Origin of the sequence: Streptomyces sp. CB02980 (genome assembly GCF_014451325.2) — a bacterium.
GTDB lineage: Bacteria > Actinomycetota > Actinomycetes > Streptomycetales > Streptomycetaceae > Streptomyces.
The window spans coordinates 235,784-248,220 of sequence record NZ_JACSCH020000005.1 but is presented as its reverse complement, the minus strand read 5'-3'; the positions used below and the strand labels follow the sequence as shown (position 1 = coordinate 248,220).

Below are 12,437 nucleotides of genomic sequence, written 5' to 3'. Positions count from 1 at the left end.
GCGGCTACTTGTCGGACTCGCCGTCCGTGTCGCGCTCCGTTTCGCCGTCCGCGTCCGCGTCCGCGTCCGCGTCGGTGCCCGTGCCCGTGCCCCTGTCCGGGGCCGTGTCCGAGCCCGGTGAACCGTCGGCCGACCCCTCCGGTGCCTCGGGAGCGTCCGATTCCTCCGGCGCCTCGGAAACGTCGGGCTCCTCCGCCTCCCCGGTGCCCTCGGCGGCCTCCGCACCCGGGACCGCCTCAGGTCCCGGCTGCTCCGGCTTCGGAGGACGCGTACGGCCGCTGCCGGTGTCCCGTAGGAACGGCGTGTCGCCGCCCTCCATCGCCACCCCGGGGCCGCCCGGCCCCGTGCCCGGCTCGCGCCGCCGCAGATACCGCTCGAACTCGCGGGCGATCGCCTCGCCCGAGGCCTCCGGCAGCTCCGCCGTGTCCCGGGCCTCCTCCAGCGTCTGCACGTACTCGGCGACCTCGCTGTCCTCGGCGGCCAGCTGGTCCACGCCCACCTGCCAGGCCCGCGCGTCCTCGGGCAGCTCGCCCAGCGGGATGCGCAGCCCGATCAGGTCTTCGAGCCGGTTGAGGAGCGCCAGGGTCGCCTTCGGGTTCGGCGGCTGCGACACGTAGTGCGGCACCGCGGCCCACAGGCTCACCGCCGGCACACCCGCGTGGGTGCATGCCTCCTGGAGGATGCCCACGATGCCCGTCGGGCCCTCGTACCGGGTCTCCTCCAGGTCCATCGTGCGCGCCAGGTCCGGATCGGAGGTCACGCCGCTGACCGGGACCGGCCGGGTGTGCGGGGTGTCCCCGAGCAGCGCGCCCAGGATCACGACCATCTCCACACCCAGCTCGTGGGCGAAGGCGAGGATCTCGTTGCAGAAGGAGCGCCAGCGCATCGACGGTTCGATCCCGCGCACGAGCACCAGGTCACGGGGTTTGTCGCCGCCGACCCGGACCACGGAGAGCCGGGTCGTCGGCCAGGTGATCTTCCGGACGCCGTTGTCCAGGAAGACCGTGGGCCGGTTGACCTGGAAGTCGTAGTAGTCCTCGGCGTCGAGTGCCGCGAAGACCTCGCCCTTCCATTCCCGGTCCAGATGGGCGACCGCGGTGGAGGCGGCGTCGCCGGCGTCGTTCCAGCCTTCGAACGCGGCCACCATGACCGGGTCGATCAGCTCGGGTACCCCCTCGAGCTCGATCACCCAGCGCCTCCTTTTCGAAGTTCCTGTCGTACGGACCAACCTTACGGCTTTCTCCAGGTCCGTCCGCAGCCCCCGGACATCCCCGAAAACCCGTGCGGCCTTGATCGACTACCCAGGAACTCGCCTCCGCACACGGCGGTCTCACTCCTCCCAGAGCGTGCTCGGCGCCTCCCGCCGGACCACCGGCGCGATCTCCTCGGCGAAGCGCTGGAGCGTCTCGATCTGCTCGGCCGTCGACTGACCGAAGGTGTCGACCGTGACGGACTGCAGGTCGTGCCCGTAGTGGGCGTGATAGCCGAGGATCTTGTCGATGATCTGCTGCGGGGAGCCGATCAGCTGGGGGCCGTCCGCGACGGCGTCCTCGATCGTGCGGAACGGGGTGTTGTAACCGGCCTTGCCCTCCAGGTGCGGCTTGAAGCTCTGCCGCACCTTCGCCTCGTACAGATCCTTGTAGCGGGCGATCGCCTCCTCGGTGGTGTCGGCGATGAGCAGGCCGCCGGAACCGGCCGCCACGCGCGCGTGCGCCGGGTCGTGCCCGTACTCCTCGAACTTCTCCCGGTAGTGGGCGATGAGCCTCGCGTACGCCTCGCGGGGCTGGATCGCGTTGGCGGTGAAGAGCGGATCGCCGTGCTTCGCCGCGAGCTCGGGGGAGTTGAGGCTGGTGGCCGAGCCGTGCCAGATCCGGGGCGGTCCCGCGTACGGGCGCGGCACCGTGGTCACGTTCTTCAGCGGGGGCCGGAACGCGCCCTCCCAGTCGACGCCCTCCTCCGTCCAGAGCCGCCGGAGCAGCTCGTACTTCTCCTTCTGGAGGTCCCACTGCCGCTCCTCGTCCAGGCCGAAGAGGTCGAAGTGGCCGGCCTCCGCGCCCTTGCCGACGACGAGTTCGATCCGGCCGCGGGAGAGCTGGTCGAGGGTGGCGTAGTCCTCGGCGACCCGGACCGGGTCGAGGATCGCGACGACGGTGACACCGGTGAGCAGCCTGATCCGGGTGGTGCGGGCGGCGAGCGCGGCGAGCAGCACGGTGGGGGCGGAGGAGAGGAACGGGCCGGCGTGCCGCTCGCCGACGGCGTACGCGTCGAAGCCGAGCCGCTCGGCGGTCTCGCCGAGCGTGACGACTTGCTCCAACCGGTCGGCGGCGGACAGGAGTTCGCCGGTCAGCGGGTGCGGGGAGTGGTGGACGATCGAGAGCACCTGGAATTTCATGCGCTCCACTCTGCGCGCCGAGTGTTGCGGCGGTGTGGACGGCGTGTGGCACGCCGCAGGGGCGGCCCCCGGGAGAGGAACCGCCCCTGTGCGCACGGGAGTCGCCTCCCGGTGCTACTTGCCCAGCATCTTCTCGACGTCCGCGCGGATCTCGTCCGTCGCGAGGCCGCGGATGGTCAGGGTCGTACGGCGGCGCAGTACGTCGTCCGCCGTCTCGGCCCACTCGTGGTCGCGGGCGTAGGCGACCTGCGCCCAGATCTCCGGCGCGTCCGGGTGTATGCGCTGGGCCAGCTCCGGGTTCTCGTTCGCCATGCGGGCGATGTCGAAGGAGAGCGAGCCGTAGTGCGTCGCCAGGTGCTTGGCGGTGTCGGCGGCCATCCGCGGGCCGGGGGCCGGACCGTCGACGAGCAGCCGGTGCGCGACGGCGTTCGGGTTGGCGATACCGGGCAGCGGCAGCCGCTTCGGCAGCGTCGACACCGACACGGCCCCGTTGGCGTATTCGTCCATCAGCTGGCCGGGGAGCTGCTCCAGCTTCTTCATCACCGTACGGCCGATGTGGCGGAAGGTCGTCCACTTGCCGCCGGCCACCGACAGCATGCCGCCGCGGCCCTCGGTGACGACCGTCTCGCGCTTGGCCTTCGAGGTGTCGCCGGGACCGCCCGGGAGCACCCGCAGACCGGCGAAGGCGTAGGTGATCAGATCGCGCGACAGCTGCTGGTCGCGGATGGAGAAGGCGGCCTCGTCCAGGATCTGGGCGGTGTCCTTCTCGGTGACCTCGACCTGGCCGGGGTCACCCTCGTACTCCTCGTCGGTGGTGCCGAGGAGCAGCATGTCCTCCCAGGGGAGGGCGAAGGTGATGCGGTACTTGTCGATCGGGGTGGCCAGGGCGGCCTTCCACGGCGAGGTCCGCTTGAGGACCAGGTGCGCGCCCTTGGAGAGGCGGATGGAGGGGGCCGCGTTCGGGTCCTCCATCTTGCGCAGGTGGTCGACCCACGGGCCGGTGGCGTTGAGCACGAGACGGGCGGTGACACCGAACTCGTCGCCGCTGGTGCGGTCCTTGAGCTCGGCGCCGGTGACCCGGCCGTTGGTGAAGCGCAGCCCGGTGACCTCGGCGTGGTTGAGGACGGTGGCGCCGGCGTCGACAGCGGCGCGGACCGTCATCAGCGCCATGCGGGCGTCGTTCATCTGGTCGTCGCCGTAGACGGCCACGGCCTTGAGGTTGTCGGTGCGCAGCTCCGGCACGTCCTGCGCGGCCTTGGCGGGGGAGAGCAGGTGTCCGACGCCGTCACCGAACGCCGAGAGGGCGCTGTAGGCGAAGACACCGGCACCGAGCTTGGCCGCGCCGTGCGGGCCGCCCTTGTAGACGGGCAGGTAGAAGGTGAGGGGGTTGGCGAGGTGCGGTGCCACCTGACGGGAGACCGCACGCCGCTCGAAGTGGTTCTCCGCGACCAGCTTCACCGCGCCGGTCTGCAGGTAGCGCAGACCGCCGTGGAGGAGCTTCGAGGAGGCGGAGGAGGTGGCGCCGGCGAAGTCGCCGGCGTCCACCAGGGCCACCCGCAGGCCCGACTGCGCGGCGTGCCAGGCGGTGGAGATGCCCAGGATGCCGCCGCCGATCACCAGGAGGTCGTACGTCGCCTTGGAAAGCTGGTCCCGGGTCTCGGCGCGGCTCGGGAGGGAGCCGGACGCCGGGTGCGTCCCAAGGGCAGGGACGCTCTGCAGGGTGGTCATGTCGAATTACTCCTCGTCCTCGATCCAGCCCATGGTCCGCTCGACGGCCTTGAGCCAGCTCTTGTACTCGCTGTCGCGCCTGTCGGCGTCCATGCGAGGGGTCCATTCCGCCGCCCGGCGCCAGTTGGCGCGCAGCGCGTCGGTGTCCGGCCAGAAGCCGACGGCCAGGCCGGCGGCGTAGGCGGCGCCGAGGCAGGTGGTCTCGGCGACCATCGGACGCACGACGGGCGCGTCCACGAAGTCCGAGAGGGTCTGCATCAGCAGGTTGTTGGAGGTCATGCCGCCGTCGACCTTGAGCGCGGTCAGCTCGACGCCGGAGTCCTTCGTCATGGCGTCGGTGATCTCGCGGGTCTGCCAGGCGGTGGCCTCCAGGACGGCGCGGGCGATGTGCGCCTTGGTGACGTACCGGGTGAGGCCGGCGATCACACCGCGGGCGTCGGAGCGCCAGTACGGGGCGAACAGGCCGGAGAAGGCCGGCACGAAGTAGGCGCCGCCGTTGTCCTCGACCGAGGACGCGAGGGTCTCGATCTCGGCGGCGGACTTGATGAGGCCCATCTGGTCGCGCATCCACTGCACCAGCGAACCGGTGACGGCGATCGAGCCCTCCAGGGCGTAGACCGGCTTCTGGTCGCCGATCTGGTAGCCGACCGTGGTCAGCAGGCCGCTGTAGGAGTTGATGATCTTGTCACCGGTGTTCATCAGCATGAAGGTGCCGGTGCCGTACGTGGACTTGGCCTCGCCCTCGGCGAAACAGGTCTGGCCGAACAGGGCGGCCTGCTGGTCGCCGAGCGCCGAGGCGACCGGGACGCCGGCGAGGGCACCGTCCTTGACGTGGCCGTAGACCTCGGCGGAGGAGCGGATCTCGGGGAGGACGTTGAGGGGGACCCCCATCGACTCCGCGATCTTCTCGTCCCAGGCCAGGGTGTGCAGGTTCATCAGCATGGTGCGCGAGGCGTTGGTGACGTCGGTGACGTGCACGCCGCCGTCGGTGCCACCCGTGAGGTTCCAGATGACCCACGAGTCCATGGTGCCGAAGAGGATGTCGCCGGCCTCGGCGCGCTCGCGCAGCCCCTCGACGTTGTCGAGCATCCAGCGGATCTTCGGGCCGGCGAAGTAGCTCGCCAGCGGCAGGCCGGTCTCGCGGCGGAAGCGGTCCTGGCCGACGTTGCGGCCGAGCTCCTTGCAGAGGGCGTCGGTGCGGGTGTCCTGCCAGACGAGGGCGTTGTGGACGGGCTCGCCGGTGTTCTTGTCCCAGAGCAGCGTGGTCTCGCGCTGGTTGGTGATGCCGATGGCCTTGACGTCGGCGGCGGCGATGCCGCCCTTCGTCAGGGCGCCGGCGACGACCTCCTGGACGTTGGTCCAGATCTCGGCGGCGTCGTGCTCGACCCAGCCCGGCTTCGGGAAGATCTGCTCGTGCTCCTTCTGGTCGACCGAGACGATCCGGCCGTCCTTGTCGAAGACGATGCAGCGGGAGGAGGTGGTGCCCTGGTCGATGGCCGCGATGAACGGGCCGGAGGTGTGTGCGTCGGTCACGGTTGGCTCCAAGGGAGGTCTGGGAGAAGGACGGCTCAGGCGAACGCGATGTTGTAGATACCCGCGGCGATGGCTCCACCGATCAGCGGACCGACGACCGGGATCCAGGCGTAGCTCCAGTCGGAGGTGCCCTTGTGCGGCAGCGGGAGCAGGGCGTGCACGATGCGCGGGCCGAGGTCACGGGCCGGGTTGATCGCGTAGCCGGTCGGGCCGCCGAGCGAGAGGCCGATGGAGACCACGACGAACGCGGTGATCAGGGCGCCTATGACGCCGAGGCCCTTGCCGCTGTCGTTGAGGCCCTGCGTGAGCACGGCCAGGACGAGCACGACGGTGCCGATGATCTCGGTGGCCAGGTTCTGCCAGGTGTTCCGGATCTCGGGGCCGGTGGAGAAGATGCCGAGCACCGGGCCGGGGCCCTCGATCGGCTTCTTGCCCGAGGCCTCGGGGTCGGCGAGGTGCGCCTGGAACTGGCCGTAGTAGGCCACCCAGACCAGCGCCGCGCCGATCATGGCGCCGAGCATCTGGCCGGCGATGTAGACGGGGACGTCGCCCCACTCGCCGCTCTTGATCGCGATTCCGACCGTGACGGCGGGGTTCAGATGGGCACCCGAGAGGGAAGCCGTCATGTAGACGGCCGTCATGACGGCGAAGCCCCACCCGAAGGTGATCGCGAGCCAGCCCGCGTTGCGGGCCTTGGAGCCCTTGAGCGTGACGGCGGCGCACACGCCGCCGCCGAGCAGAATCAGAACGGCGGTACCGATGGTCTCGCCGAGGAAGATGTCGGAGCTGGACACCCGCGACTCCTTTGTCCTTCGTCCAGGGGAACGGCGGACTCCGATTCCCTCCGGAGGTCCGCACCCTCGTGTGAGGGCTGTTTCCGGCCCTTGGCACTGCCACACCCTAGCGTGTATTGCCGTTAGGTGTTCGGCATTGCCGACCGATGAACGGAAGTTTTGCCCCCGTGTTAACAGCACGTCAAGGCCCCGGGAAGCGAAAAACCCGCCGATAACGCGATCGTTACCGGCGGGTTCACTCAGGTCGGGGGGTGCGGTGGCGCAGGGTCAGAATCGACCGGCTCCCAGATCCCGGGAGACCGCGCGGGCGCAGTCCCGTACCGCCGCGACGAGTTCGGGACGCAGCTCCCCGGCCGGGCACAGCCGCTCCACGGCGCCCGTCACCGCCACCGCGCCCACCGGCATCCGCCGCCGGTCGTGGATCGGCGCCGCCACCGAGGCGACCCCCTCCCAGGTCTCCTCCACGTCCGCCGCCCAGCCCTTGGCCCGCGTCATGTCGAGCAGCGACTCGAACTCCCCGAGCTCCGTGGTCGTGCGGGGCGTGAACGGCTCGCGCTCGACCTCCAGGACCTCGCTGTGCGCCACCGGGTCGTACGCCGACAGGACCTTGCCCAGCGCGGTGGAGTGCAGCGGCTGCATGGCCCCCACCTCCAGGACCTGACGGCTGTCGTCGGGCCGGAAGACGTGGTGGACGATCAGGACGCCCTTCTGGTGCAGCACCCCCAGGTGCACGCTCTCGCCGCTGGACCGCGCCAGGTCGTCCGTCCAGACCAGCGCCCGCGCGCGCAGCTCGTGCACGTCGAGGTAGCTGTTGCCGAGCCGCAGCAGCTCCGCGCCGAGCTGATAGCGGCCCGAGGTCGCCTCCTGCTCCACGAAGCCCTCCGCCTGGAGCGTGCGCAGGATGCCGTGGGCGGTGCCCTTGGCGAGTCCCAGCGAGGACGCGATGTCGGACAGGCCCAGCCGGCGCTCGCCGCCCGCGAGCAGTCGCAGCATGGCCGCCGCCCGTTCAAGCGACTGGATGTTCTTCGCCATCGCCCGACCCCTTCTCCCTCTCACCCTGTTCGACAATGCTGAACACTATCGGTCCATGCCGACCTTGCGTTACACATGACAGTGTCAGTCAAGAACGGGCAGAACCGGGAGTCCCCGCACACAGGATGCCGTCCGCCCCGCGAGACGCCGTGTCCACCCCGGCCGGAGCGCGGTTACGCTGGCCCCGTGCACCCTCCTCCGAAGGTGCAAAGCCGACAGCCGTCGCATCCCAGGGAGCTCATCCATGGCCTCGTTGCCGACCCCTTCCGCAGACAGCCGGAACCGCGCCGCAGCCCTCCGCGAGGCACTCGCCGGCCGAGTCGTCGTCGCCGACGGCGCCATGGGCACCATGCTCCAGGCACAGGACCCCACCCTCGAGGACTTCCAGAACCTCGAAGGCTGCAACGAGATCCTGAACATCACCAGGCCCGACATCGTCCGTTCGGTCCACCAGGAGTACTTCGCCGCCGGCGTCGACTGCGTCGAGACCAACACCTTCGGTGCCAACCACGCCGCCCTGGGCGAGTACGACATCCCCGAGCGCGTCCACGAACTCTCCGAGGCCGGTGCCCGCATCGCCCGCGAGGTCGCCGACGAGTTCACCGCCTCCACCGGACTCCAGCGCTGGGTCCTCGGCTCCATCGGCCCCGGAACCAAGCTGCCGACCCTCGGCCACGCCCCGTACACCCTGCTGCGTGACGCCTACCAGCAGAACGCCGAGGGCCTCCTCGCCGGCGGCGCCGACGCCCTGCTCGTCGAGACCACCCAGGACCTGCTCCAGACCAAGGCCTCCGTCATCGGCGCCCGCCGCGCCCTCGACGTCCTCGGCGTCGACGTGCCGCTCATCGTCTCCGTCACCGTCGAGACCACCGGCACCATGCTCCTCGGCTCCGAGATCGGTGCGGCGCTGACCGCCCTGGAGCCGCTCGGCATCGACATGATCGGTCTGAACTGCGCCACCGGCCCCGCCGAGATGAGCGAGCACCTCCGCTACCTCGCCCGCCACTCGCGCATCCCGCTCTCCTGCATGCCCAACGCCGGCCTGCCCGTCCTCACCTCCGACGGCGCCCACTACCCGCTCAGCCCCGCCGAGCTCGCCGACGCCCAGGAGACCTTCGTCCGCGAGTACGGCCTCTCCCTGATCGGCGGCTGCTGCGGTACGACCCCCGAGCACCTGCGCCAGGTCGTCGAGCGCGTCCGGGGCCTCACCCCCTCCGTGCGCGAGCCGCACCCCGAGCCCGGCGCCGCCTCGCTCTACCAGACCGTGCCGTTCCGCCAGGACACCGCGTACATGGCGATCGGCGAGCGCACCAACGCCAACGGCTCGAAGAAGTTCCGCGAGGCCATGCTGGAGGCCCGCTGGGACGACTGCGTCGAGATGGCCCGCGACCAGATCCGCGAGGGCGCGCACATGCTCGACCTCTGCGTCGACTACGTGGGCCGCGACGGCGTCGCCGACATGCAGGAGCTCGCCGGCCGCTTCGCCACCGCCTCCACCCTGCCGATCGTCCTCGACTCCACCGAGGTGGACGTCCTGCAGGCCGGTCTGGAGAAGCTCGGCGGCCGGGCCGTCATCAACTCCGTCAACTACGAGGACGGCGACGGCCCCGAGTCCCGCTTCGCCAAGGTCACCCGGCTGGCCCAGGAGCACGGCGCCGCGCTCATCGCCCTCACCATCGACGAGGAGGGCCAGGCCCGTACCCCCGAGCACAAGGTCGCCATCGCCGAGCGGCTCATCGAGGACCTCACCGGCAACTGGGGCATCCACGAGTCCGACATCCTCATCGACACCCTGACCTTCACCATCTGTACCGGTCAGGAGGAGTCGCGCAAGGACGGCATCGCCACGATCGAGGCGATCCGCGAGCTGAAGCGGCTCCACCCGGACGTCCAGACCACCCTGGGCCTGTCCAACATCTCCTTCGGCCTGAACCCGGCCGCGCGCATCCTCCTCAACTCCGTCTTCCTCGACGAGTGCGTCAAGGCCGGCCTCGACTCGGCGATCGTCCACGCCTCGAAGATCCTGCCGATCGCCCGCTTCGACGACGAGCAGGTCACCACCGCGCTCGACCTGATCTACGACCGGCGCGCCGAGGGCTACGACCCGCTGCAGAAGCTGATGGCCCTCTTCGAGGGGGTCAACACCAAGTCGATGAAGGCCGGCAAGACCGAGGAACTCCTCGCCCTGCCCCTCGAAGAGCGCCTCAAGCGGCGGATCATCGACGGCGAGAAGAACGGCCTGGAGGCCGACCTCGACGAGGCCCTGGGCTCCCGCCCGGCGCTGGAGATCGTCAACGAGATCCTGCTCGACGGCATGAAGACGGTCGGCGAGCTGTTCGGCTCGGGCCAGATGCAGCTGCCGTTCGTGCTCCAGTCCGCCGAGGTCATGAAGACCGCGGTGGCCTACCTCGAACCCCACATGGAGAAGACGGACGCCGACGGCAAGGGCACCATCGTCCTCGCCACCGTCCGCGGCGACGTCCACGACATCGGCAAGAACCTCGTCGACATCATCCTCTCCAACAACGGCTACAACGTCGTCAACATCGGCATCAAGCAGCCCGTCTCCGCGATCCTGGAAGCCGCCGAGGAGCACCGGGCGGACGTCATCGGCATGTCCGGCCTCCTCGTGAAGTCCACCGTGATCATGAAGGAGAACCTCCAGGAGCTGAACCAGCGCGAGCTGGCCGCCAAGTACCCCGTGATCCTCGGCGGCGCCGCCCTCACCAGGGCCTACGTCGAACAGGACCTCCACGAGATCTACCAGGGCGAGGTCCGCTACGCCCGCGACGCCTTCGAGGGCCTGCGCCTCATGGACGCCCTCGTCGCCGTCAAGCGCGGCGTCCCCGGCGCCAAGCTCCCCGAGCTCAAGCAGCGGCGCGTCCCCAAGCGGAACACTCCGGTCCTCCAGGTGGAGGAGGCGGACGAGCCGGGCGGCCGTTCCGACGTCGCCGTCGACAACCCCGTCCCCACCCCGCCGTTCTGGGGCACCCGCGTCGTCAAGGGCATCCCGCTCAAGGACTACGCCTCCTGGCTCGACGAGGGCGCCCTCTTCAAGGGCCAGTGGGGCCTCAAGCAGGCCCGCGTCGGCGGCGCCACGTACGAGGAGCTCGTCGAGAGCGAGGGCCGGCCGCGGCTGCGCGGCCTGCTCGACAGGCTGCACACCGAGAACCTGCTCGAGGCGGCCGTCGTCTACGGCTACTTCCCCTGCGTCTCCAAGGGCGAGGACCTGATCATCCTCGACGAGGACGGCAACGAGCGGACCCGCTTCACCTTCCCGCGCCAGCGCCGCGGCCGCCGCCTCTGCCTCGCGGACTTCTTCCGTCCGGAGGAGTCCGGCGAGACCGACGTGGTCGGCCTCCAGGTCGTCACCGTCGGCTCGAAGATCGGCGAGGCCACGGCCAAGCTGTTCGAGTCCGACTCCTACCGCGAGTACCTGGAGCTGCACGGCCTCTCCGTCCAGCTCGCCGAGGCCATGGCCGAGTACTGGCACGCCCGGGTCCGCGCCGAGCTCGGCTTCGGTGGCGAGGACCCGGACGCGGTCGAGGACATGTTCGACCTCAAGTACCGCGGCGCGCGCTTCTCCCTGGGCTACGGCGCCTGCCCCGACCTGGAGGACCGCGCGAAGATCGCGGAGCTGCTGCGTCCGGAGCGGATCGGCGTCCACCTCTCCGAGGAGTTCCAGCTCCACCCCGAGCAGTCCACCGACGCCATCGTGATCCATCACCCCGAGGCGAAGTACTTCAACGCTCGGTGACCGGGCGGGACGACCCCCGGGGTAAATCCGAGCCCTTTCGGTGATCCGGACGTACACTTATCGGTCCAGTGCAGGCCGGTCTTCCTCCCCGTACCGGGGAGGGGGGCCGGCCTTCTCGTCCCTCCATGGAGGTGTGCCGGATGACCAGTACGGTCCCCGCGTCCCTGATCCGCACCAACGGAAGCTCCGCCCTGCAGGCGGTCTTCCTCGACATGGACGGGACCCTCGTCGACACGGAGGGCTTCTGGTGGGACGCGGAGGTCGAGGTCTTCGCCGACCTCGGGCACCGGCTGGACGAGGCCTGGCGGGAGATCGTCGTCGGCGGCCCGATGACGCGCAGCGCGGGCTACCTCATCGAGTCCACCGGCGCCGACATCACCCTCGCCGAGCTGACCGTCCTGCTCAACGAGAAGTTCGAGCAGCGCATCGAGCGCGGTGTGCCCCTCATGCCCGGCGCCGAGCGGCTCCTCGCGGAGCTGGCCCGGCACTCCATCCCGACCGCACTCGTCTCCGCCTCGCACCGGCGGATCATCGACAAGGTGCTCCACTCGCTCGGCCGCGACCGCTTCGCGCTCACCGTCGCGGGCGACGAGGTCGTACGGACCAAGCCGCACCCGGAGCCGTACCTGACGGCCGCCCAGGGAGTCGGGGCCGACCCCGTCCTCTGTGCCGTCATCGAGGACACCGCGACCGGTGTGGCGGCCGCCGAGGCGGCCGGCTGCCGGGTCGTCGCGGTGCCCTCGGTCGCCCCGATCGCGCCCTCCCCGGGCCGGGTCGTCGTGCGCTCCCTCGAAGAGGTCGACGTGCCCTTCCTCCGTACATTGATCACCGGAATCTGAGCTTTATCTGAGCTTGCCCCGGGCGGAATGCGATTTCGCCCGGGAGGCGCCCCGGGGGTGCACCGCAGGGACACCCGCGGTGCACCCCGGGGAACGCCCGGGGAAAACGATCAGGCCATTCGCCGAAAAGGCCCCTGCGTGACCTTGGTCACGCAGAGTGCCGGACGGTGGGTGGCCTTCGTGCGTTCCCTGTCTGGTTTGGGTGCGTTTCGGCGCCCCCTGTGTCCCGATTAGATCGCCACCGTCCGCATCATCCGACGCATGACTATCGAGGCCCCCGTATTCATGATCACTGTGCGATTACCCCCAGGGCCGCCCGTGGTCAGGCAATAGCGACGCCGCCCACTAATCTTTCGCGAGTA

At 70.2% G+C, this 12,437-nt stretch carries 8 protein-coding genes; 2 read left to right on the top strand and 6 right to left on the bottom strand.

Annotated elements, in window-relative coordinates:
- Positions 1–4: 4 nt before the first annotated feature.
- The 6 genes from E0F75_RS13600 to E0F75_RS13575 form a co-directional block, all read right to left on the bottom strand.
- Positions 5–1,189: a PAC2 family protein gene (locus tag E0F75_RS13600; protein WP_187622765.1), complete on the bottom strand. Its 1,185-nt coding sequence runs from the start codon at positions 1,187–1,189 to the stop codon at positions 5–7.
- 141 nt (positions 1,190–1,330) lie between these two features.
- A complete protein-coding gene (locus E0F75_RS13595) occupies positions 1,331–2,392 on the bottom strand; it encodes an LLM class flavin-dependent oxidoreductase (protein WP_187622764.1) in 1,062 nt (353 codons plus the stop codon).
- Between the two features lie 114 nt (positions 2,393–2,506).
- The gene (locus tag E0F75_RS13590) at positions 2,507–4,120 is read right to left on the bottom strand and encodes a glycerol-3-phosphate dehydrogenase/oxidase (protein WP_187622763.1); all 1,614 of its coding nucleotides are present in this window, start codon (positions 4,118–4,120) and stop codon (positions 2,507–2,509) included.
- 6 nt (positions 4,121–4,126) lie between these two features.
- Positions 4,127–5,653, bottom strand: coding sequence for a glycerol kinase GlpK (gene glpK / locus E0F75_RS13585; RefSeq protein ID WP_187622762.1), 1,527 nt, complete (start codon positions 5,651–5,653; stop codon positions 4,127–4,129).
- A 35-nt stretch (positions 5,654–5,688) separates the two neighbouring features.
- Positions 5,689–6,447, bottom strand: coding sequence for an MIP/aquaporin family protein (locus tag E0F75_RS13580; protein WP_187622761.1), 759 nt, complete (start codon positions 6,445–6,447; stop codon positions 5,689–5,691).
- 267 nt (positions 6,448–6,714) lie between these two features.
- Positions 6,715–7,479, bottom strand: a complete 765-nt coding sequence (locus E0F75_RS13575) for an IclR family transcriptional regulator (protein ID WP_187622760.1) — start codon at positions 7,477–7,479, stop codon at positions 6,715–6,717.
- Between the two features lie 244 nt (positions 7,480–7,723).
- Here E0F75_RS13575 and metH point away from each other — a divergent pair, with 244 nt between their 5' ends.
- Positions 7,724–11,236: a methionine synthase gene (gene metH, locus E0F75_RS13570; protein ID WP_187622759.1), complete on the top strand. Its 3,513-nt coding sequence runs from the start codon at positions 7,724–7,726 to the stop codon at positions 11,234–11,236.
- A 140-nt stretch (positions 11,237–11,376) separates the two neighbouring features.
- Positions 11,377–12,075: an HAD family phosphatase gene (locus E0F75_RS13565; RefSeq protein ID WP_187622758.1), complete on the top strand. Its 699-nt coding sequence runs from the start codon at positions 11,377–11,379 to the stop codon at positions 12,073–12,075.
- The last annotated feature ends 362 nt before the right edge of the window (positions 12,076–12,437 follow it).